This is a genomic window from Bacillus nitratireducens (genome assembly GCF_001884135.1).
Classification (GTDB): domain Bacteria; phylum Bacillota; class Bacilli; order Bacillales; family Bacillaceae_G; genus Bacillus_A; species Bacillus_A nitratireducens.
In genome coordinates this window covers 319,602-340,902 of the sequence record NZ_MAOC01000020.1, presented here as the reverse complement: position 1 = coordinate 340,902, position 21,301 = coordinate 319,602, and the positions used below count along the sequence as shown (strand labels likewise).

Below are 21,301 nucleotides of genomic sequence, written 5' to 3'. Positions count from 1 at the left end.
TTTCACATTACTTTCACATCTATTTCACAAATATACGTACTCCAGTATGGTAAGCTAAGTTTATCCTTTTCCAAGGAACTATATGCCGATATATAAATCCCTATCTCTTTAGGGATTTTTTATTTTTTGGATTTCCCCGATTTATTTTTAAATGCTTTATGATGCAATTCCTGTTTCACTATCTTCATTAAGCCTTTCGCTTTTTCTAAACAAAAATAAAGCTCCTATATATAGTAGCGCAGTAAAACTACCTACAAGTATAAAATTGTGAGATGCTGCAAATAACATTCCTGCTATTGCCGCTCCAATCATTTGGCCAATATACATAGAAGCATTAGCAAGAGCTGCTCCTGTTCCTCTTGCTATACTAGACATATTTTGTAAGCGCCCCATCATCAATACAAACAAAATTCCTGTCACAAAAAATAAAACAAAGAAAAAATAACTCTACAAATATAATGTTCTTTAAATGAGGAAGTATGACATATAGCACTGCTGTAAATACAATTCCACCATAGAAAGAAATGCTATAACCAATTTTATTTACGATTCTCGGCCCAAAAATGTTACCGGTTAAATTTCCCAATCCTAATACGAGCATAGCTGTACCTACTTCATGAACTTGTAAGCCAAATTGACTGGAAAGCCACACACCAAAGAATGAAAATGCTGCAAAATTACCAGTTTGAAAAACAAAATATGCAAAATAAGAAAGTGAAACCTTTGAATCTCTAAGTAATTGCTTATAGCGCTTTAATATATTTTTTTCATTTCCACCTATTTGAACTGGTTGTATTTCTGGTAATGTAACATAAATAAGAACGACAAGTAGTGCTGATAATATACCAATGACGAAGAATGGTGTTGTATAATGTATCGTTGCTAAATATGCTCCAATTGGCAGTCCTAAAATTTGGGAGATTGATAACCCTGCTGTTGCAATTCCAATTGCTTTTACAATTTGCTTCTTCTTTATAAGGAGCGGAATAGATGCCCATACTTGTGGAGATACAAAAGCTGCACTTACACCTGCTAAAAATCTAAATGTTAGCATCCATAAAAAACTCGGGGCCATTCCACACAAAAATGTACTTAATGCAAAAAAACTCATTCCTAATACCATCACTTTTTTTCTGTTTAAGCCATCTGATATAGGACCAGCGATAAGCGCAAATCCAGCGTATCCTAGAGCATATGAACTCACCATCCATCCTGATAATTCAGTTGATACATGATACACCTGTTGTAATATCGGCAAGAGTGGTGAAATTAAGAACGTATCTGTACCAATCATAAACATTATCGTAAAGAATACAGCTAGTACTCTTTTCATTTAAATCTTCTCCTTTTATATAAAAAAGAGGGAACTATCCCTCTTTTCAACTAAGCTTCTAAAATAGATTCAATCTCTTTCATAACCTTCTCATTCAATGAAACTTCCACCGCTCTTACACTTTCTCTTATTTGCTCTGCCCACTTCCCGCCAGGAATAACAGTATCAATTCCTTTTTTGTTTAATAACCACGCTAAAGCTAAATGCGATACTTCGAGATTCTTTTCTTTAGCTAAGCCCTTTAACTTCTCAACTTTCTTAAAGTTACTCTTATATGTATTTTCTTCAAATAGATTTACACTTTGACGCCAATCCCCTTCATTCAATTTGAAATCTTCTGTATATTTTCCACCTAGTATGCCAAAGGCAAGAGGCCCGTACGGAATAAATGAAATACCTGATTCTATACAATATGGCAAAACTTCTTCCCCAGCAGCACGATCCAACATATTATACGGTGATTGTACAACATCTATATGTCCGTGCTGATTCGCTTCTTTTAATTGCTCTACATTAACGTTAGATATTCCAATTGAACGAATTTTCCCTTCTTCTTTTAGGCGAGTAAGCTCTCCAATTGAATCTATGTAACTTGTTTCAGGATTTGTAAAATGTAAATAATATAAATCAATATAATTAGTTTGTAATCTTCTTAAGCTATTTTCCACAGCATTTCTTAAATAGCTTCGTTCATTATTAATATAAACCTCTCCATTTAATAACGGTTGTATTCCACCTTTTGTAGCAAGTACAACTTCTTGGCGTTTTCCTTTCAATACTTCTCCTACCAATTCCTCTGATCTACCGAATCCGTATGAATCCGCTGTATCAAAAAATGTAATCCCTTGCTGGATAGCTTCTTCTATTAATCGTTTTCCTTCTTCCTCATTCACATCAGCATATAAATTATGCCCCCCTACAGCGTTTGTTTCTAACCCCAACTTCGAAATATTTAGTCCTGCCTTTTGTAATTTTGTATACTTCATTTTTTCTCCCCCCTATATTTCTATTGTTCGAATATATTCGAACAATAGAAATATACCACTTCATATGTTATAGTGCAAATATATTAACTTATACAAGTAGGTGAAAAAATGCGTACTCTCTATCATCCTAATCGAGAAGAAATTCAATTCTCTTCTGTCTTATACGCACTTAGCGATCAAATTCGTTTACAAATTGTAACTATGCTACTAGAGAAAAATGAACAATCTTGTGGCGCGTTAAACATTCCAATTGCGAAATCAACTTTATCTCACCATTTCAAAGTGTTACGTGAATCTGGTGTTATGTATACACGCCTTGAAGGCACACAACGTTTCATTTCAATTCGTGAAGATGATTTAAATGCTAGATTTCCTGGTTTATTAGATGTTGTAATACATGCGACATTACCATACTAAAAAACATCTCATATAAATATGAGATGTTTTTTAGTCATTACTATTCTTTTAATAAATCTATTAATCCATTCCCTTCAGATGTACGTTCATACCCTAAAGGTACAGTCCTTTTTATAAGTTGCGCGTATATTTCTGGCTCTGATAATTTTCTACCATACTCTCTTTCACACTGCTTTATGAGAAGCGCTAGCGCCCCAGCGACATGCGGCGTCGCCATTGAAGTACCACTTAATACTGCATATTTCCCCTCTGGATACGTAGACAGTATTTCATCACCTGGCGCTACTAAATCAATTTCTTGATTTGAATTACTAAAGCATGAAATTTTCCGCTCTAAATTAACAGCACCTACTTCAATTACTTCAGAATAAGCACCTGGAAAATCTAATTCTTCCGTATCATCGTTACAATCTCCATCATTTCCTGCAGCGCACACGACAAGTACGTCTTGTTTTACCGCATTTTGAATAGCTTCATGTAATTCTGGTACATCTTGCGGACCACCAAGTGACATTGAAATAATTCTCACTTTCTCTTTATTCGGTCCTCTCCAATTTACAGCATAATGAATGGCCTCAATAATTTGCTCATAACTTCCAGAACCATCTCCAGCTAATACTTTTAAAACTAACATTTTAGAAAGTGGTGCGACTCCTAAAACACCGACACCGTTTTCAGTCGCTGCAATCGTCCCCGCTACATGAGTACCATGCCCATTATTATCAAGGTACACATTGGGATCTCCTTCATAATCTTTCGTGAAATTTCTCCCACCAATAATACGATCTTTTAAATCTACATGATTTACATCACAACCTGTATCTAAAACAGCAACGACAATGTCTTTCCCTTTCGCGCTCTTTTCCCATACTTGCGGAGCATGAATCAGCTGTACACCTGGTGGAATTTCATTTACTTGTTCAACCACCTTATTTACAGTAAACGGAATTAATTGTATACCTTTTTGTTTATTCGCTGTACTACTATTCATCGTAATCCCTCCTGAAAATGTATTATTTTCATTTTAGACCACTATGGAATACGTTTATATTTAACATTCGTTTTATTCGTTGCATTTCCCTTCCTCTCAAATGTTTCTCAATAAACAAAAGAAAAGGACCTATTATGGTCCTTTTCTTTTTCAGTTTTTTAATAAAATAATATAAAGTGAAACCATAATCAACAAGGGGATTGTTCATCTCCACTGATTATTAGCCCTCACCAATCGGGGCTTTTACGGGCAGCCCGACTCCCACAAATAGCGGAATAAATTAAGACTAAATCTCACTCTTTTTCAAAAACTGCTCAATTTCTTTTATTACATGTTTTGCGCCTTCTATACTAACAGTAATGTTTCCATTTGCTAATGAAATATTTTGATCTGAAACATCACCTGTTATTTGACAAGCATTGTAAGGTTGATATTTTTGTAAAATGACTTTGTCTTCTTCTACAAAAATTTCAAGTGGTGATTTGATTTGTATTCCTAATACATCTCGTAATTCTTTAGGAATAACTATCCGTCCCAATTCATCTACTTTTCGAATAATTCCTGTTGCTTTCATGTTACTCCCCCCTTACTCTCTATTATTTTTTTCACCTCGCTATTTTCATTTTATCACTATATATTTGGTAATGGCTTACTCTTTTTAGAAAATATAGTACAAAAGTTAAAAAAACACATTTAAAGAATATTCAATCTTTCTTTCAATTGTTTTAAATAACGAGCTCGTATAATGATGAAATACAAAACCTGAATACTTACAAAAATACTTAATACAATCGTATTCTCTTTAAACAGTGAGTACTCAAACATTTGTCCTAACGCAGTTAATGCTACTGCCCCGTGCAATGTTGCAACTCCAACTGGAACGAAGAATAAAAGCGCTAGGCGGATTGTGACTACTTTCGATAATTCGCCTCTCGTCAATCCAACTTTTCGAATCATTTCAAATAAACGAGCATCATCCTCCAAATCAGAAAATAAGCGGAAGTAAAGGAAGCTTCCTGCACAAACAAAAAATACAATACCAATAAAGAAACCTACAAATAAAATGGGTCCTGCAATTTGTAAACTTTGATTTTGATCGTACTCTTCTGCACTAAACGTTGCATGTTCTTGATAGGGCTTAATCTGATGCGTAAGCTCTTTACCAACCTCAATTTCATCTTTCATTCCTTTTGTTTTATACATATAATCTTTTTCTTCTTTAAATCCATCTTGTAATGCATCATATTGAATTTTAGAGATTACATAAACATTACCTCTTAGTATTTTACTTAATGAAGAAGTATTAACTTTTTTCACCTTTAAGGGCTCATTGGCATTTGGGAAAGAAATTTCTTTTCTTTCCTTTATCGGTGGCCCTGGTATTTCTACTGACAGAAATAGGGCTTCTTTGTCTGATAAAGTATTAAACGGTTCCCCTGTTAACTTTGCATACTCCTTATAATCTGATTCTTTTATAAAAATGGAGCTTCTTAACGACTGCTCCTCCGTTTTCTTCGATGAAATATGTATTTTTGAAGCTGCTATATTATGTTTCTTTAATCCCTCGTCAATGATCTTCAAATGCTGTGATTCATTACTATTTCCTTGCTTAGAGTGGTAATGAAACGCAATTGGTCTCTCCATAATTCCTTTCGTCATTGATGCGAAACCAACTAATGTACCTATTGCTGAAAATGCTACAGTTGAAATAATCGTTACAATAAAGAACATCCTTGCATTATCTCTCATACGGTATGCTAAATCTGACAAAGTAATAATATTTGTCTGTGTCCAATAGAAACGTTTACTTTTTTTACATAGTCTAATAATAAAGACACTCAACTGCTTGTACAGCAAATACGTACCAATAATGACTACCGTTGTAACAGGAATCATCATCACAAATACCATTGCACCATGTGACATAAGCGCTCCCGCATAACCCGCACTAAGCAATACTACTGCTAATATAGAAGAAATTATAGATGCTTTCGGTTCCGGCTTCGCTTCTGCTGATCCTCTAAACAATTTCATAATTTTATTTTTTCGAATCATTCCTGCACTAAATAATGAAATAATCATAAATAATACAAAAAACATAATACTCGTTACAACAATCGCTTTCATCGGTATGTAATAGGATAAAGAGATATCTAGTTTCAATATCATCGGGGCTACAAATATTAATATTCCTGAAAAGAACATACCTGACAGAATTCCGAAAATTATCGCCCCTATTCCAATCATGATATTTTCAAAAAAGATAAGACGCTTTAATTGGTATTTCGTCATACCAAGCATCATTAAAATTCCTAGTTCACGCTTTCTCGTTTTTAAAAACATTCCCATTGAATATAAAATAAAGAAGAATGTAAATAAGTAAATAATTGACTGCGCAAAAGACATACTTACGAATACGTACTGTCCTAATTCTCCCGCACTTAATGCCGGATGGAACGCAAAAAATGAATACACAAAAAAGGCCATAATAGCAAATGCACTACTCAAAAAATATGCTGAATATGTTCGTCTATTTCGCGTTACATTTCGAAATGCAAGTTCTCTAATGTTCATACTACTTCTCCGCCCTTCTACTAACTATGCTTTTTTATATTAGTAAAATTCGGAAATACCTTCCATCGATTCAAATGACAAAAACCTTACATTATTGAAAGGTTTAAAAAATTGCTTATACAAAACAGTTTATTTATAATAACTTCATTCATATTCATACACGCATCCTATTGTATATTCGTTAGTTTTGCGAAATAATAAAGGGTAGAAGTATGTACCAATATACATATAAACTTATTTACTGCTTTAAAACGAATAGGAGGAAAACATAATGACATTACAAGAACAAATTATGAAAGCATTACATGTTCAGCCTGTAATTGATCCGAAAGCAGAAATCCGTAAACGTGTTGATTTCTTAAAAGATTATGTAAAAAAAACAGGTGCGAAAGGATTTGTACTTGGAATTAGTGGTGGACAAGACTCTACATTAGCTGGACGCTTAGCTCAGCTTGCAGTTGAGGAAATTCGTAATGAAGGTGGTAACGCAACGTTTATCTCCGTACGTCTTCCGTACAAAGTACAAAAAGATGAAGATGATGCACAATTAGCATTACAATTTATTCAAGCCGATCAATCTGTTGCTTTTGATATCGCTTCAACTGTTGATTCCTTCTCAAATCAATATGAAAACTTATTAGGTGAATCATTAACAGATTTCAATAAAGGAAACGTAAAAGCACGCATTCGCATGGTTACACAATACGCAATCGGCGGACAACAAGGACTACTTGTTATCGGAACCGATCATGCTGCGGAAGCTGTAACAGGTTTCTTCACAAAATTCGGAGATGGTGGTGCAGATTTATTACCATTAACAGGTTTAACGAAGCGCCAAGGACGTGCTTTATTACAAGAATTAGGTGCAGACGAGCGACTTTACTTAAAAATGCCAACAGCTGATTTATTAGATGAAAAACCAGGTCAAGCTGATGAAACAGAATTAGGTATTACTTACGATCAATTAGATGACTATTTAGAAGGTAAAGCAGTTCCAGCTGACGTTGCTGAAAAGATCGAGAAGCGTTACAAAGTGAGTGAACATAAAAGACAAGTCCCAGCATCCATGTTTGATGATTGGTGGAAATAGAACATAAAAAAGAAGCTAATAAAATTAGCTTCTTTTTTATGTTAACGAAATACCCCTACTCTTTTCTCTAATAAATCCTGCAAGCAATCTTCATGTTGTTTATTAAACAATGGCGGCATTTTGTCTAACGGGAAAAACTTCAGATCTAATGTTTCATCGCCGTCTATTTTTTTGTTCCCTCCAACGATTGAAAACTTAAAGAATATTACAATTGCCTGTGCCTGATCTCCATTCGGATATTTTTGAAAATATTTCGTATACACACCAATGAGCTCATCAATTTCCACATCATATCCTGTTTCTTCTTTAATTTCTCGAATCGCAGTTTCTGCAGCAGATTCCCCGATTTCCATTGCACCGCCCGGAAATCCCCAAGCATTAAAGTCTCCTCTTTTTTGCAGAAGCACTTCACCAAGTTCATTAAATACACAACCACCTGCAAAATTCAAAATAACATAATCATGCCCTACTTTTTCACGTAATTCTTTTATATAATTAGCCATCTTCTTCCCCTTTTCATACATCTTCTATCGCTATTTCTTATCTTTTTCAAGCAATTCAATAATTCGATCTAGCTTCTGGTTCATATTGATCACATGTTGTTTTTTTGCAGCGCTGTTTTGCAATAACCTTCTAACAAACAAAGTAAATGATAGGAAAAACAAAACGATAAGTCCGATTACTAAACAAGTATATATCAATGTAAATATATTACTTTCGAACAAATTCATTCAGATTCCACATCCTTCCTCTTTTAGTTTATCCCATAATTCTGATTTTTCAAAGTAATACATAAGAAAAAGAGCACCTTTTACAGATGCTCTTTTTCATTTCTTAATACGTAAATGTAATTGTCGCTAATGAATAACCTGCCATTGCACTATATGGCGCAACTTGATAAGATACACGCTTTGCACCTTTTGGCCAAGTTATTTCATCTAGTACTTTCTTTATATCTTGCATTGTTCCATCCATGGACTGCTTATATCGTACTTCTACTTTTTCTGGCTTAGAAGCGAATTGTTGCTGTAATTTTTTCTTAAATTCACTGTAATTTTCTGCCCCGTATTGTGCAGACAAATATTTTAAATTCGTTTCTTTTAACATCTGTTCATATACAGCAGTTTTTGAACTATCAGCTTTTATTTTGTTCGTTAATTCACCAAAGTAACTTGTAGTTGCTGCTGGATATTTACTACGATCCCATTCATGGTCTTTACTTAATTGCTCGTCAGACATATTAAAATATGAATATGTCACACGCCCAGCTTTATCTGGCACTGGATCATCGAATGTAGTATCAAGGTGGTACCACTTGTTGTCAATGTTCACTAAATTCCATGCGTGAGCTTGTCCATTTCCTGTACCTGTTACAATATGATTTTGAATACCCGCTTCTTTTAGTAACTCATATGTTAATAATGTATATCCTTGGCAAACTGCAGAACGGTTCGCTAACGCTTCATATGCTGTATATGCTTGATAAGAAGTATCATAGGATACATGTTTCACAACATAATCATGAATAGCTTTCACTTTTTCATGTTCATCCATTCCTGGTTTTACAATTGAACCGATAATTGTTTTTGTCTGAGATTTTACATATTGTGTTTGCTCTTTTGATTCACGGTATTTCACTTGCAGTGTAAACGTATAGTTCCCCGGCAGCCCTTTAATAGAGTATTTAGTAGAGGCTACATTATATTTTACATACTCATCTACATCTACAATTTTATTAAACTCACTATACAATTGGTCCATAACATCTCTAGCATTTCTATCTTTTGTTTTATATGCGATTGTAATATTTTCATCTCGATTATCAATCTGTTTTTTTAATTCTTTTCTGAAATCATTTAACAACTTCGCATCTGATTGTGTTGTCACTGTAGTCTGATCCGTAGCCGCATAAGATACAGCTGACGCCTGTAAGCCTCCCATTACTATAGTTGAACAAAGTGCGGCAGCTGTTACATACTTACTTGTCTTTCCCATCTTGTCACTCCTTACATTCTATAACTATACGAAAAAGTATCGTATAGTTTCAGAGTATACAATATTTTTCAAAATAGGTCATATGAGATTATGCATATTTAACATTGTAAAAAGGTTGCTCTTTTTACAAGAACAACCTTCTTCATTAACAAGTTTGTAACACACAGCATGCATTTTCAAAACGTCGATTTTTTAAATCTTCATTTCCAATACAGAAATAAAGCATCCCTAAATCTCCCCACATCATATTACAATTTTTAGTATCTGAATCAATTTGGAATAAAAGCGTCATATGCTGTGGATCTATCCCCATATATTTTCCAATCTCGTACAATACCTCATCTTGTACAGAGAATGGCTCCCCAAACATTTGATGATTATCATAGTTGTCTGGAATTAGCTCCTCCAGTAATTGCAAGAAACGATCTGAATCTGCCTCATCTTCAATGAAAAGTTCTGGTAATTTATAAGTCAGTTCAAAAGTAATTGCGCATTGAGTATACTTCGCTTGCGTTTCATCTGCTCTTCGTAATTGCTCTACAGGAATATCATAATAAAGTACACGCCCCGCTTCAGTTGGATTCACATCTTCTTCAAAGTAATTTTCAATGCTAAAGAAATATAACATCCCTGTCTTAGGAAGATTGTGATCCATACCAACATTTTGTAAATCATTTAAATTTAATTGAGCGATAAACTGTAACGGATTTCCTTTATACATTGGGTATTCAAATGAATCCGGTAAATCAGGAACTCCCCCTATTTTCGAACTACCTATCGCAATCATTTCTTGTTGCTTTGGCACAACTTTTACACAAGGAAATACAGTATGAATAAGTTCCTCTTTTAAATGTGACAGTCCATATTTATCAATTAATACTTCAATTTTTTTATCCATAAATTCTCCTTACATTTACATACTTATTTGTATCATAGCACAAAGATTATACTCCATTTATCGTAAAATCAACAAGCCCTCCAAAAAACGGGCTTATCCCTCGTACGCGAACAAGTTTAAAAAAGCATAGTATACATTGTTCCTACAAACACGATAGTTCTTTATTTCTTCCAGTACATTTTCCCCTCGTTCATTTTTATTTTTAATTTAAGGAGGAATTCCACATGGGTTACGGATATAGTTGCGGCGGTTACGGCGGTGGTTACGGTTACGGCGGTAGTTGTGGTGGATGTGGTTATGGAGGTTTCGCTTTATTAATCGTTTTATTTATCCTTCTAATCATCATCGGCGCTAGCTGTTGGGGCGGCTTTGTAGGCTGCTAGTAAACTTAAAAACTATTGTAAAAAAGCACGTACAATACGTGCTTTTTTGCCATTTTTAAATATTTTATTCGAAAGGAAGTATGCTTGATGAAGATTGATGGTGTTTTTGAAGGAGGCGGTGTACGCGGAATTGCGCATGTAGGGGCAATTTGCGCGTTAGCTGAAAAAGGCTATGAATGGGAGCGTGTAGCTGGAACATCAGCTGGTTCCATTATCGCAGCGCTCCTAGCAGCAGGATATTCTTGTTCAGAGTTAAAAACGATTATAACTGATATTGATTATAATACATTTACGAAGAGAACCTTTATTGACAGAATCCCGTTTATCGGCAAAGGATTAAGCGCATGGACTACTCTTGGTATTTACTCTAATATTTTTATAGAAGAATGGATTGAAGAATTACTTCGCAAAAAAGGAGTTCACTTATTTACAGATTTACCTGATTTAAATAAGCTTAAAATCATCGCTTCTGATATAAGTAATGGTAAAATGGTTATCTTCCCCGATGATTTGCCGAACTATGGATTTTTAAATTATCGCTTCTCTATTGCTAAAGCTGTAAGAATGAGTAGTACAATCCCCTTCTTCTTTGAACCCGTAAAATGGAGAACCCCGAAATGGAAGCAACCTTGTTATATGGTTGATGGAGGGATTTTAAGCAATTACCCCATTTGGATTTTCGACTCACCTACCTCTCCTCGCTGGCCGACTTTTGGATTTCATTTTGTAAAAGATGAGATTCAAGCTGATCCTGCCCACTATAACGAGCCTATCTCCATGTTCAAAGGACTATTTAAAACCATGATGCAAGCCCATGATTTACGCCATTTAGATAAAGAATCTAAAGCAAGAACGATTACAATTCCAACGGGATCCATTACAAGTACAAACTTTGAGTTAACAAAGGAAGAAAAAGAGTGGCTTTACAATTCTGGTTATAACGCTGCAAATAAATTTTTACAATCTTGGAACTTCAGGCAATATGTTGATGAATATAGAGACGGAAATCAGGATCGAAAAACAAATCGGTATTTCCGTCAACTTGACTCATAATACTATTATTTTTCATACGAGAACACGTAACACTTTCAAAAAAAATAAGCCTAGTAATATCATATATTACTAGGCTTATTTACTTCTTGCATAATTATTATACGTTGCTTAAGGATAAGTTAACCCTTCAGCTTCCTCCGCAGTAATAACTGTGTATCGATTTCCCGTTCGTAATCCTAACAATTCTGCTTTTTCAATTGCATCCCGCTTCGTCTCCGCATAAGCAGCTAAATATTTATCCCCATCGATAATTTGGCAAATTACATATTGTTTCATTATTTTCTCCTCTTACATTTTCATTAGTTGTGCAAGCTTTTTTATACCTATTTCAATTTCTTCTAGCGTTGCGTATGAATATGATAGGCGCAAAAATTGGTTTGCACTTCTATCATACAAAGTACCTGGATTTAATAAAATCTTTTCTTGCAAAGCTTTGTCAAATAAGCTACGGTTCGAAACGGGTACATTCATATGTAACCAAATATAAAAACCACCTGCCGGTTCATACCATGTTGCTATATCATGACAATATTTCTCTAACATTTGTAACATAAAATCTCTGCGCTTTTTCAACTTAATTCTTACAAACTGTAAATGTTCATCATACAATCCATTTGTAAACCATTCCGCTGCAATTTGCTGGGATATAGAACTTGAACCATAATCTGTTTGCATTTTTATGTCTGCCAATCTTTGAATGACTGGCTCAGATCCAACAATCCATCCAATTCTTAATCCCGGACTAATTACTTTAGACATACTCCCTATATGTAGTACAATTCCGTTTTTATCATATGCTTTTAAAGGCTTTGAAACAGGCTCATCAAACCATAAGTCTTGGTACACCGCGTCCTCTATAATAGGCAATCCAATTTCATTACAGATTTCCATCACTTCTATTCGTTTCTTCGCATTCATACTAAAGTTCGTCGGATTATGAAAAGACGGGATTGTATATAAAATAGATGCATTAAATTGCTTCTTATATTTCGTAATATATGATGCATTTAAACCATTCTCATCCATTGGTATTCCAATTAAACGCATTCCTGCTGATTGAAATACATTAAGCGAATATAAATATGATGGTTTTTCTAATAAAATTGACGCTCCTTTCGGAAGAAGCCCCATAGAAATAAGTTGCAGTGCTTGAATTGCCCCTGAAACAATTAAAATAGAGTCAGGAGATACATATACCCCATGCCCTTTTAAATATTCCGCAATTTTTTCTCTTAAATAAAGATTTCCTTTCGGTTCCTCATACCCAAGTGTAACATTTGATTGTAAAATTTTATTAATAACTTCCTTCATCTTTTTCTCAGGTAAGAGGCTCGGCGCGAGCTCACCTGTTCCTAATCGAATTACATTGGGCGTAAATTCAGCTTGATTAATCTCTTGTACAGCAGGAAGATTTGGATAATGAAGCCCTGTTTCCACATAGGACCGCCAGTTAGGAGGGGGTGCATATGTGGCAGTACTCTCACTATTATTTATTACAATTGTTCCCTTCCGGCCATTCCCCTCAATATACCCTTTTGCTACTAATTCATCGAAAGCCATTACAATTGTACTTCGATTTACTTCAAACGTTTGCGCCAAATCTCTTTGTGAAGGTAATTTAGTTCCAACTGTCCATTCCCCATTAACAATTCTTTCTTTTATATAAGATTCTATTTGTTTATATAATGGAATAGGTGAAGACATATTAGGTTTCCAAACTAACCTTTCCATCATATCACCTCACATTTTTTTGGTTGGTAACCTATCCAACCATATGGATGGATACAAACTTTCATTTCTTCTATACAATATACACTATCATAATTAATCACATTAAGTAGGAGGTAATATGATGAGTGAAGCAATTATTCACGGTATCATCCTTGCATTTGGTCTTATTATTCCATTAGGTGTCCAAAATGTTTTTGTCTTTAACCAAGGTGCGAGCCAACCAAATATTTGGAGAGTAGCCCCTGTAGTATTAACTGCATCTATATGTGATACGTTGCTAATTTTAATTGCTGTACAGGGTGTCTCCCTTGTGCTTCTAACTTTTTCTTGGTTAACAACCACCTTGTATTTGATTGGATTTTTCTTTCTTATGTATATGGGCTGGGTTATTTGGAGAAGCGATCCTGCAAATGATGTAAAACAAGAAAAAAGTATGCCTTTAAAAAATCAAATTATTTTCGCAGCATCGGTTTCATTACTCAATCCACACGCAATTTTAGACACAATTGGTGTAATTGGAACAAACTCTATCCAATACATAGGAAGTGAAAAATGGGCTTTCACTTTTGCAACTATTATCGTTTCTTGGATTTGGTTTATAAGCTTAGCTTTAGCGGGGAAATTTCTAAAAAGAATAGACTCAACTGGAAAGACAATCTTATTATTAAATAAATTTTCTGGTCTTATCATATGGGGTGTCGCACTTTATATGTTAAAACAAGTTATTTATTCTTAATGAACGAAAGAGAATTGCATGTTACTTAAAACATCATGCAATTCTCTTACAAATTATGAAGCAGGTTCCGATTTCTGTTTTACCGTCTTTGCATCTTTTGCTGGTTTAATCCAAATCATTGCTATAACAGCACCAATACCAGCGAAAATACTTGTTAAATAAAACACTTCATGGTCAGCACCTTTCATGAAAAAAGAATATAGAGGTGGTCCAGCTGCTACACCGATAAATCGCATTGAACTATAAAATGACGTAACCGTCCCCCTTTGTTCCTTTTCAATTCCTTGTGTAATTAGGGCGTCTAAACATGGGAGTGCCATACCAATTCCTATTCCCATAATAACGAGACAAAGAAGTAGCAAATAGATCCCTTTTATAAATAAAGGAATGATGACTGATGCAGCTGCCATTAAAAAACCAATATAAATACACTTCTTCATCATATTTTGATTATCTCCAATTTTTTTACCAGCCATATATGAACTAAGTGACAGTACAAGCAACGGGATAGCAAGTACACACCCCTTCCATATACCATGAATGTCATACTTTGATTCCAGTATAGTCGACAAATAAAAGAGAATTCCGAATAAAATAAGCATAATAATTGCACCTAATACAAAAATGGCAATCAACCATCTTCCCTTTTCTCGAAACGTAGAAAGAATAGATTTTATAAACTCTTTAAGTGGTGGTACTTCTCCTTCTTGTTTCTTTGCCTTTACTAGAACAAGTAATAAAACGATTGATACTACGCATAAAATTGGAATCGCCCAAAATGGTAAGAACCATACAATGGCAGCAAGAGCAGATCCTAAAATAGGGCTCAACACTTTTCCAAATGTATTGGATGTTTCAATGATTCCTAAACCTGTACTAACTTGTTTTTCATCCTTGTATAAATCACCAACACACGGTATAACAACTGGCATTGCACCAGCAGCACCAATACCTTGAATCGCTCTACCGATCAATATCCAAGTGTAGGGATTATCAACTTTCCAAGATACCCAACCAGTTATCGCTCCTCCTATAGCCGCAATCAGCAAACTCGGAACCATTACCATCTTTCGTCCCCATCTATCTGATAAATAACCAGCAATCGGTATAAGTAAAATGGCTACAATAGAGTAAATTGTAATAATCATGGATGCTTGAAACGATGAAATATGTAATTTTTTTTCGATAGTCGGTAGGATTGGAATGAGCATTGAATTCCCTAATGTCATAACAAGTGGAACTGATGCAAGCGCAATTAAACAACAGTTTTCTTTTTTTAACATGTTGGCTTCGGAACCTTTCATCATATATTTCTTACCATATAATAGCCCTGCTGGAACGTAATTTTTCATTCCACCAGGGCTATTACATTTTACTACTTCCCATTTACAACAAAAGAAATTGGGGAAATTATAGTATTATTCCTATTCTTTGAATCCAGTTCGCAATATATCCATACCAATTAATTGAAAAAAAAAAGAAAGGAAGAATCCTTCCTTTCTCCTATAACCTTCTACAATTAGCGAGTATATCCGCCACCAAGCTGTTGTTCTGCCATCGCTACAAGGCGTTTTGTAATTTCACCGCCTACAGAACCGTTTGCACGTGAAGAAGTATCAGCTCCAAGTTGTACACCAAACTCTTGTGCAATTTCATATTTCATTTGATCTAGAGCTGCTTGTGCTCCATGTGATGCTAATTGATTAGCGTTACGATTTCTAGCCATTACCGATCACCTCCTTATTTATATATAAATTGTGTTAAATTTCAATTTAAATACATGGTAATTTTTGGTTATTTTTATTTTTAAAAAAAGAGTCTCTACAATGAGAGACTCTTACATCATTTTATATTAAGAAGTTACTACTTCTAAATTTCTATTTATTAATACTTTCATTTCTTCTTTTAATATATCTTTCGCATTATGTCCAAACCATTCGAGTGATGCGAAATGGTCAGTGTCTCTCACTTCCTGAATAATCTCATCATAATTTACGATACCTTCAAATAATGGAACCATACCAATTCGACTTCCCGCTGCTGCATATACATTATTTGGTTCAAACACATGCAAATAATCTGCTGACGATATATTCTTAAAATGGTAATGTTGTATCCACGGCCTTAGTCGATGGAAACTGTCAATTGGATCTGCACCAGACTCCCATATATGAAGAAAATCAAGGTTTATTTTCAAGTTCGGATGGTCTACTTCTTCTAATAATTCCAAAGTAGAGGGTAACGTGTCCGTTAACGTATTTGGATGTGTTTCTAAAAGTACATACATATTGTGCTGAGCAAATACTTCACAAATCATGCGAATTCGATTCACATACTCTTTTCTTTCCTGTTCCGAGAAATCTTCGCTTCCTTTTTGTCCAGCAAACGTACGAATTTTGTTCGTTTTAAACCAATTAGCTAGTATTGCAAGTTGTTCACATTTCTCTATCGTTTTTTCAAAATCTGCCGATAATGATATGTCTAAGTAATCACTTATCATCGTAATTTCCAAGTTTTTATCCTTTAAACAACTCAATTCTCTTTCCGTCGTTTCATACTCTTGCATATACAAATTTTGTGCATGAGTCCCCCACAATTCAATTCCTTCAAAACCGTTTTCATATGCAAATTGAACAATATCAGTAAATGAAATTAATTGATGACGAAAGGAAATAGTACATAACGAATATTTCATAGGTTTGAACTCCCTTATCTTAAAATTCAGTTAGCTTTTTTAAAATGCTAAGACAGACTGGTTTGTTTTCATTTCTTTCCATGATAAAAACTGTCTCTCTAATTCAGCCTTAATTTGCAGTTCAATTGCATTCATTTCATCCAGCTTTTCAACAATTGATAATAACATACCTTTATTATTCGTCATTGCCATTTTAATTGCACGATACTGTACATTTGTAAATCCTTGTACAATATCTTCTACCCGATCACACCAATAATCAAATTCTTGCTCCGAATATTGCAACGTTTCACGGAAGTATGCAAAAGCATGTTCATAACTATATTTACGAATTGCAAGTACTGGTATTTGTTTTACTGCCACTACAAGACTAGAAAGCGAGTAACCTTCTTCTTCATTTGCCATTTTTATAATTAAATTTTTCAGCTCCATAGTCAGTTCATTGTCGTTTCTTTTGAAAGTTTCTATGAAATAATTCGCTACCATTTCTTCTGTTGGCTCCTGAATTTCTTCTACATCAATGATATACCCTCCACCAAATGGGTTGTCTTGAACAGAGTGAAGTACTTTTTCTCTTTCCATATTCCCTTCCCAGCGAAAATCAGGATCTAGCATGAACCATTCTTCTTCTTTCTCTGTCTTCGATATCATTAAATAATGCGGAAACGGTTTTTGATGGAATTTATTTTCCCTCTCTGGTAATAGAGACATATCAACCATTACAATGACATAGCGATTCTCTGGCTTGTTTTCTACTAATTCTAAAAAAGTTTCTACATTGCTACTTTTATCTTTTGCGTGATCATACCATTCGTTCACTTTCATACCATACAATTTTTCATACCATAGTAAATAATTATCATGGTTAATATTTTCGGAGTGATACGAAATAATGCCACCTTCTGTTATATCAAAATCTCCATCCCATAATCCGAAATAAAATGGACGGTAATCTATATCGCTACGCCTTTTTATAATTTCACAAAAACAACTCACTAAACAGTGAACTTTAATTGAAGTCATATTCTCATCCGCTTTCCTAAAGGTTAATTATTCACATTTACTTCTTATAACGGCTGTAATTCCTCCATAAAATCAAGCAAAGATCCTACAGTAAGAAATGCTTTTGGATCTACCTCATCCTCTGGAACGCATAGCTTTACATCCATTTCTATGTAAACTATGAGTTGTAGCATCATTACCGAATCTATATATAAGTCTTGATTTAAACGCATCGTTTCTTCTAAATGTGTCACGTTTTTTAGTTCCATTTTTCCTGTCATAATTTTCAGCACTTCATTTTTTAATGTTTCACGTCTCATGTTGTAACCTCTCCCATCTCTAGTAACTTTCTACTTACTTTTCCAGTTTTATTTTTCGGAATTTCAGTTACACTTTCAATCTCATGTGGAACTTTATAAGATGGTAAATACTGAATACACCATTCTCTTATTCGCACTGGATCAATATGAGAGATTACTTTTGCTTTAACAATTTCGCCCATCACAGGATGTTTCCCTCGATATACAATTGCCTCTTGAACGCCTTCTAGTCGAAGCATCGTTTCTTCTACCTCTATAGGAAAGACTTTTAATCCTGAAACGTTAATCACATCATCCATGCGTCCCATAAAATGAAGGCCACGCTCAGATTTATACCCCAAATCTTTCGTGAAGATTTCTTTATCGTTCATTTTCACTACGATTTCTTCAGGCATATTTTCATCTGAACCTATGCTTATACTCGCATGAGGTAGTGGATTTCCTAAATCTAAATGGCTTTTCATATCATGACATATACTAATACACCCCGCTTCAGAACAACCGTATTGCTGCATCATATATGTTGTCATTTCTTTTAGTCTATAAAATAATGCTTCTGGTAAAGGTGATCCGGATGTCATAATTTTATGAAACTGAAACGTTCCTAACGGAAAACTCCCCATAATATGTAACATAAGTGGTACTGCATATATGATATGTTTTTCTGTATTGCGAACTATATTTAATGCGAATTTAGGGTTTTTATTCGTAATGATGATAGGTTTGCTTCCCCGCGTAATCGCAGATAACGTACCACATATTAGTCCGTATGAATGTGAAACAGGAGCCATAACAATCGGCACTTCATCTACTTCACAGTTTAAAGCTTCATTATAAGCAGTAATTTCTGTATCAACTTCCGTCCATGCTCTACGAATTAGTTTCGGTTCTCCTGTTGTTCCAGAACTATATTGCAATAAAGAAGGCTCTTCTAGTAAAGAGTTCCCTACTTCTAGTTTTGTAAAATCGCTATATTCTCCATATAAAATCCCTATACAATTTGCACGCTTTGCCATTTCAATAGCCGTTTCTTTTGGCGTATCTTCATGTATAAGCAATACTGATGATTTCTTTTCTTTTAAGAAAAACACAAACGTAATAATATCGAATGGATCTTTCAGACAAAGCGCAAATCTATTTCCTGCTGCTTCTTGAAATTGTTCCATTTCCTCATAAGCTTGTAATCTCAAATCAAAATCACTTTTGCTATACTCTTGTTTATTAACGATTAGCATGATTTCCCCCTATAACTACTGATTTTTGTTTGTTAAGTTGTCTTGCTCTATACAATGGATTTGGAACTTCATGAACAAGTGATTCCACATCTAAATATAAACGACGCTTCGTCAATTGCTCGGCGTAAAATGTAGGTGTATATAATTGAATCCTTTCAAATCTCTCTTTTAAATGTGGATATTTTCTAATATGATTTTCTATTTCTTCGACCACTATCATCCAAAAACTTTCTTCTTTCCATTCATATTCATCCGCAAGTACGAAGGCTAATTCTCCTACATTAAATAAGAACAGTGCATCTAGTACCATCTCTTGTAAACATTCGATACGATCCATTTCAAAGAAATCATTCATTTTTCCATTCGCATACGTTTTATGCATTTTAGTAAAGTCAGGACATTTGTCAATTTCTTTTAAGAATGGACGATAAAACTCAAGTCCTTCATGGAAATCCTTTAATGCAATTCGGACAGGTAGCCCTTCTTTATGAACTAAAATCATATTTTGTCCGTGTGATTCTAATGCGATCCCATGCTCTACAACAAGATGTATAACTGGTATAATCGCTTTTTGAATAAGTAATCGTAGCCAATTTTCTATTCCATGTTTGTTTAACCATGCATCAATAACTGGCGTCCCATCTTTCTCTTTTGCATATAAGCCGTTAAAGGGCACGGCATCCTCTTGTCTATCCAAATATTTATGAACGCTTTCACGCCAAATGCATCCTAATGAACCATATACAGATTCCTTATTCGTATCATACGTTACACCCGAAAACTCATTTAAAAAAATGATGCGCGATTCATCTCTTAAATACAGATCATCACTTACAACATCATTTAACCAATTTGATATTGCTGGTGCACTCACAACAGAATATGGTTTCAGCGTACGGAGTGTTGAAGTGTTGAGTAAATTCATCGATAATTTAACGTACGGCTTCTTTGGATTCGTAATATTTCTTAGCGTTCTCATTGACTGTTGCGCGCAATAATCATCCTCTGACTCCTCTAAATAAATGATGCATTTATCCTGTATATGATCAGCATAATTCGGAATAATAAAGTTTTCCCACTGCCAAGGATGAACCGGAATTAACCAATACTGTTCTGGATTAGAACCTAAACTTCGAATACGATTCATATATTCTTCTATTTTCTGCTCACCAATTTCTTCTTTTAAAGTATCGCTATAAATCACTTCATTTTCATAACCTACAGTCGCATAATTCTTATGCGCTGCAATCCATATGAGTTTTATTGGCTGTATAAATTCATATCCATAATGAAAATTGTCACGATATTGAAATCCAACACGTGCTTTATAACTAGGATGATATGGATGGCCGTCTATTAAATGGCTTTCAAACTCATCGTAAGATTTTTGAGTGTATTCTTCCTTATTATTTCTTTCATATTGTGCAATCGTGTCTTTAAATATTGTTTGTTCTAATTCGTGAATAAAAGAATCTAATTTAGTTCGTTCTACGCTAACACCCCGAAAAACTTCTTCTAGAAATTGCGACACAGATTGTATTTCTTGTTGTTCATCTTGGACTCTTACGATTAATGAGTCTAAAGAAATACGTCCAAATGTCATTCGTTCTCTTCCATAGCATTTGTATGTGACACTTTTGTTTTCTTCATCAAGTCCTTGTATTATAAAAAGAATTTGTTCTTCCTTTTCTATGCGAACCGGTGTAATAATCCCCTCATAAATTAACGATTCTACTAATTGACGTAGCACTCTTCTTCGCACTGAAATGTAATCTTCTGATTCGAGCGCCTTCAATATTTTCGTGTGATACATGTCCACTCTCATAAACCCCTCCACTTTATGACAAAATACCATTATTTGT

Annotated in this window: 22 protein-coding genes and 1 pseudogene; 5 read left to right on the top strand and 18 right to left on the bottom strand. The window is 34.4% G+C overall.

Annotated elements, in window-relative coordinates; all coding sequences use genetic code 11:
- Positions 1-156 precede the first annotated feature (156 nt).
- Both BAU23_RS07220 and BAU23_RS07215 read right to left on the bottom strand, forming a co-directional pair.
- A pseudogene (locus tag BAU23_RS07220) lies at positions 157-1,333 on the bottom strand (MFS transporter).
- A gap of 50 nt (positions 1,334-1,383) precedes the next feature.
- Positions 1,384-2,319, bottom strand: coding sequence for an aldo/keto reductase (locus BAU23_RS07215; RefSeq protein ID WP_071733919.1), 936 nt, complete (start codon positions 2,317-2,319; stop codon positions 1,384-1,386).
- A 108-nt stretch (positions 2,320-2,427) separates the two neighbouring features.
- On the opposite strand from BAU23_RS07215, the gene BAU23_RS07210 reads away from it, so the two are divergent.
- Positions 2,428-2,736 (top strand): ArsR/SmtB family transcription factor, encoded by a 309-nt coding sequence (locus BAU23_RS07210; protein ID WP_001259917.1) that lies wholly within the window; start codon positions 2,428-2,430, stop codon positions 2,734-2,736.
- 40 nt (positions 2,737-2,776) lie between these two features.
- Here BAU23_RS07210 and BAU23_RS07205 read toward each other — a convergent pair whose 3' ends face one another.
- The 3 genes from BAU23_RS07205 to BAU23_RS07190 all read right to left on the bottom strand — a co-directional run bounded on the left by BAU23_RS07205 (position 2,777) and on the right by BAU23_RS07190 (position 6,301).
- The gene (locus tag BAU23_RS07205) at positions 2,777-3,727 is read right to left on the bottom strand and encodes a serine protease (RefSeq protein WP_071733917.1); all 951 of its coding nucleotides are present in this window, start codon (positions 3,725-3,727) and stop codon (positions 2,777-2,779) included.
- Positions 3,728-4,013: 286 nt separating this feature from the next.
- Positions 4,014-4,301 carry an AbrB/MazE/SpoVT family DNA-binding domain-containing protein gene (locus tag BAU23_RS07195; RefSeq protein ID WP_000648281.1) on the bottom strand — a complete coding sequence of 96 codons (288 nt, stop codon included), beginning with the start codon at positions 4,299-4,301 and terminating at the stop codon, positions 4,014-4,016.
- A 119-nt stretch (positions 4,302-4,420) separates the two neighbouring features.
- A complete protein-coding gene (locus BAU23_RS07190; RefSeq protein ID WP_071733915.1) occupies positions 4,421-6,301 on the bottom strand; it encodes an ABC transporter permease in 1,881 nt (626 codons plus the stop codon).
- A 271-nt stretch (positions 6,302-6,572) separates the two neighbouring features.
- Between BAU23_RS07190 and nadE the strand changes: the two genes are divergently transcribed.
- On the top strand, positions 6,573-7,391 hold the full coding sequence (gene nadE, locus BAU23_RS07185; protein WP_000174884.1) for an ammonia-dependent NAD(+) synthetase: 819 nt from the start codon (positions 6,573-6,575) through the stop codon (positions 7,389-7,391).
- A gap of 41 nt (positions 7,392-7,432) precedes the next feature.
- On the opposite strand, the gene BAU23_RS07180 is transcribed toward nadE, so the two are convergent.
- The 4 genes from BAU23_RS07180 to BAU23_RS07165 all read right to left on the bottom strand — a co-directional run bounded on the left by BAU23_RS07180 (position 7,433) and on the right by BAU23_RS07165 (position 10,284).
- Complete coding sequence (locus BAU23_RS07180) at positions 7,433-7,894, bottom strand: NUDIX hydrolase (RefSeq protein ID WP_000035007.1); 462 nt, start codon at positions 7,892-7,894, stop codon at positions 7,433-7,435.
- 30 nt (positions 7,895-7,924) lie between these two features.
- Positions 7,925-8,122, bottom strand: coding sequence for a DUF4083 domain-containing protein (locus BAU23_RS07175; protein WP_001048107.1), 198 nt, complete (start codon positions 8,120-8,122; stop codon positions 7,925-7,927).
- A gap of 103 nt (positions 8,123-8,225) precedes the next feature.
- The gene (locus tag BAU23_RS07170) at positions 8,226-9,386 is read right to left on the bottom strand and encodes a transglutaminase domain-containing protein (protein ID WP_071733913.1); all 1,161 of its coding nucleotides are present in this window, start codon (positions 9,384-9,386) and stop codon (positions 8,226-8,228) included.
- Positions 9,387-9,531: 145 nt separating this feature from the next.
- Complete coding sequence (locus tag BAU23_RS07165) at positions 9,532-10,284, bottom strand: YwqG family protein (protein ID WP_071733911.1); 753 nt, start codon at positions 10,282-10,284, stop codon at positions 9,532-9,534.
- Positions 10,285-10,508: 224 nt separating this feature from the next.
- Here BAU23_RS07165 and BAU23_RS07160 point away from each other — a divergent pair, with 224 nt between their 5' ends.
- The gene (locus BAU23_RS07160) at positions 10,509-10,667 is read left to right on the top strand and encodes a YjcZ family sporulation protein (protein WP_000540422.1); all 159 of its coding nucleotides are present in this window, start codon (positions 10,509-10,511) and stop codon (positions 10,665-10,667) included.
- An 87-nt stretch (positions 10,668-10,754) separates the two neighbouring features.
- The gene (locus tag BAU23_RS07155; RefSeq protein WP_000686813.1) at positions 10,755-11,720 is read left to right on the top strand and encodes a patatin-like phospholipase family protein; all 966 of its coding nucleotides are present in this window, start codon (positions 10,755-10,757) and stop codon (positions 11,718-11,720) included.
- A 108-nt stretch (positions 11,721-11,828) separates the two neighbouring features.
- Here the strand turns inward: BAU23_RS07155 and BAU23_RS07150 are convergent, their stop codons facing one another.
- Positions 11,829-11,996: a DUF3933 family protein gene (locus BAU23_RS07150; protein WP_000816373.1), complete on the bottom strand. Its 168-nt coding sequence runs from the start codon at positions 11,994-11,996 to the stop codon at positions 11,829-11,831.
- 12 nt (positions 11,997-12,008) lie between these two features.
- The gene (locus tag BAU23_RS07145; RefSeq protein ID WP_002075546.1) at positions 12,009-13,454 is read right to left on the bottom strand and encodes an aminotransferase-like domain-containing protein; all 1,446 of its coding nucleotides are present in this window, start codon (positions 13,452-13,454) and stop codon (positions 12,009-12,011) included.
- Positions 13,455-13,572: 118 nt separating this feature from the next.
- Between BAU23_RS07145 and BAU23_RS07140 the strand changes: the two genes are divergently transcribed.
- A complete protein-coding gene (locus tag BAU23_RS07140) occupies positions 13,573-14,187 on the top strand; it encodes a LysE/ArgO family amino acid transporter (RefSeq protein WP_001287321.1) in 615 nt (204 codons plus the stop codon).
- Between the two features lie 53 nt (positions 14,188-14,240).
- On the opposite strand, the gene BAU23_RS07135 is transcribed toward BAU23_RS07140, so the two are convergent.
- The 7 genes from BAU23_RS07135 to BAU23_RS07105 all read right to left on the bottom strand — a co-directional run bounded on the left by BAU23_RS07135 (position 14,241) and on the right by BAU23_RS07105 (position 21,264).
- The gene (locus BAU23_RS07135) at positions 14,241-15,470 is read right to left on the bottom strand and encodes a bacillibactin exporter BcbE (RefSeq protein WP_071734033.1); all 1,230 of its coding nucleotides are present in this window, start codon (positions 15,468-15,470) and stop codon (positions 14,241-14,243) included.
- 236 nt (positions 15,471-15,706) lie between these two features.
- A complete protein-coding gene (locus BAU23_RS07130) occupies positions 15,707-15,913 on the bottom strand; it encodes an alpha/beta-type small acid-soluble spore protein (RefSeq protein ID WP_000113539.1) in 207 nt (68 codons plus the stop codon).
- Positions 15,914-16,039: 126 nt separating this feature from the next.
- On the bottom strand, positions 16,040-16,882 hold the full coding sequence (gene asbF, locus BAU23_RS07125; protein WP_000877701.1) for a petrobactin biosynthesis 3-dehydroshikimate dehydratase AsbF: 843 nt from the start codon (positions 16,880-16,882) through the stop codon (positions 16,040-16,042).
- A gap of 39 nt (positions 16,883-16,921) precedes the next feature.
- A complete protein-coding gene (gene asbE, locus BAU23_RS07120) occupies positions 16,922-17,905 on the bottom strand; it encodes a petrobactin biosynthesis protein AsbE (protein WP_000200732.1) in 984 nt (327 codons plus the stop codon).
- 44 nt (positions 17,906-17,949) lie between these two features.
- Positions 17,950-18,204: a petrobactin biosynthesis protein AsbD gene (asbD, locus tag BAU23_RS07115; RefSeq protein ID WP_001250758.1), complete on the bottom strand. Its 255-nt coding sequence runs from the start codon at positions 18,202-18,204 to the stop codon at positions 17,950-17,952.
- Positions 18,201-19,439 carry a 3,4-dihydroxybenzoic acid-AMP ligase AsbC gene (gene asbC, locus BAU23_RS07110; protein ID WP_000909558.1) on the bottom strand — a complete coding sequence of 413 codons (1,239 nt, stop codon included), beginning with the start codon at positions 19,437-19,439 and terminating at the stop codon, positions 18,201-18,203. Before asbC ends, asbD begins: the two co-directional genes overlap by 4 nt.
- Positions 19,426-21,264, bottom strand: coding sequence for an IucA/IucC family protein (locus tag BAU23_RS07105; protein WP_071733909.1), 1,839 nt, complete (start codon positions 21,262-21,264; stop codon positions 19,426-19,428). The genes asbC and BAU23_RS07105 overlap by 14 nt, the downstream gene beginning before the upstream one ends.
- Positions 21,265-21,301: the final 37 nt, after the last annotated feature.

Excerpts from the sequence above, each read along its gene's own strand:
- BAU23_RS07175 (WP_001048107.1), bottom strand. The coding sequence starts at position 8,122 with ATGAATTTGTTCGAAAGTAATATATTTACATTGATATATACTTGTTTA.
- BAU23_RS07140 (WP_001287321.1), top strand. The coding sequence starts at position 13,573 with ATGAGTGAAGCAATTATTCACGGTATCATCCTTGCATTTGGTCTTATT.
- asbF (WP_000877701.1), bottom strand. The coding sequence starts at position 16,882 with ATGAAATATTCGTTATGTACTATTTCCTTTCGTCATCAATTAATTTCA.
- BAU23_RS07130 (WP_000113539.1), bottom strand. The coding sequence starts at position 15,913 with ATGGCTAGAAATCGTAACGCTAATCAATTAGCATCACATGGAGCACAA.
- BAU23_RS07160 (WP_000540422.1), top strand. The coding sequence starts at position 10,509 with ATGGGTTACGGATATAGTTGCGGCGGTTACGGCGGTGGTTACGGTTAC.
- asbE (WP_000200732.1), bottom strand. The coding sequence starts at position 17,905 with ATGACTTCAATTAAAGTTCACTGTTTAGTGAGTTGTTTTTGTGAAATT.
- nadE (WP_000174884.1), top strand. The coding sequence starts at position 6,573 with ATGACATTACAAGAACAAATTATGAAAGCATTACATGTTCAGCCTGTA.
- BAU23_RS07190 (WP_071733915.1), bottom strand. The coding sequence starts at position 6,301 with ATGAACATTAGAGAACTTGCATTTCGAAATGTAACGCGAAATAGACGA.
- BAU23_RS07210 (WP_001259917.1), top strand. The coding sequence starts at position 2,428 with ATGCGTACTCTCTATCATCCTAATCGAGAAGAAATTCAATTCTCTTCT.
- BAU23_RS07155 (WP_000686813.1), top strand. The coding sequence starts at position 10,755 with ATGAAGATTGATGGTGTTTTTGAAGGAGGCGGTGTACGCGGAATTGCG.
- BAU23_RS07165 (WP_071733911.1), bottom strand. The coding sequence starts at position 10,284 with ATGGATAAAAAAATTGAAGTATTAATTGATAAATATGGACTGTCACAT.
- BAU23_RS07205 (WP_071733917.1), bottom strand. The coding sequence starts at position 3,727 with ATGAATAGTAGTACAGCGAATAAACAAAAAGGTATACAATTAATTCCG.
- asbD (WP_001250758.1), bottom strand. The coding sequence starts at position 18,204 with ATGAGACGTGAAACATTAAAAAATGAAGTGCTGAAAATTATGACAGGA.
- BAU23_RS07170 (WP_071733913.1), bottom strand. The coding sequence starts at position 9,386 with ATGGGAAAGACAAGTAAGTATGTAACAGCTGCCGCACTTTGTTCAACT.
- asbC (WP_000909558.1), bottom strand. The coding sequence starts at position 19,439 with ATGCTAATCGTTAATAAACAAGAGTATAGCAAAAGTGATTTTGATTTG.
- BAU23_RS07135 (WP_071734033.1), bottom strand. The coding sequence starts at position 15,470 with ATGTTAAAAAAAGAAAACTGTTGTTTAATTGCGCTTGCATCAGTTCCA.
- BAU23_RS07150 (WP_000816373.1), bottom strand. The coding sequence starts at position 11,996 with ATGAAACAATATGTAATTTGCCAAATTATCGATGGGGATAAATATTTA.
- BAU23_RS07105 (WP_071733909.1), bottom strand. The coding sequence starts at position 21,264 with ATGAGAGTGGACATGTATCACACGAAAATATTGAAGGCGCTCGAATCA.
- BAU23_RS07180 (WP_000035007.1), bottom strand. The coding sequence starts at position 7,894 with ATGGCTAATTATATAAAAGAATTACGTGAAAAAGTAGGGCATGATTAT.
- BAU23_RS07215 (WP_071733919.1), bottom strand. The coding sequence starts at position 2,319 with ATGAAGTATACAAAATTACAAAAGGCAGGACTAAATATTTCGAAGTTG.
- BAU23_RS07195 (WP_000648281.1), bottom strand. The coding sequence starts at position 4,301 with ATGAAAGCAACAGGAATTATTCGAAAAGTAGATGAATTGGGACGGATA.
- BAU23_RS07145 (WP_002075546.1), bottom strand. The coding sequence starts at position 13,454 with ATGATGGAAAGGTTAGTTTGGAAACCTAATATGTCTTCACCTATTCCA.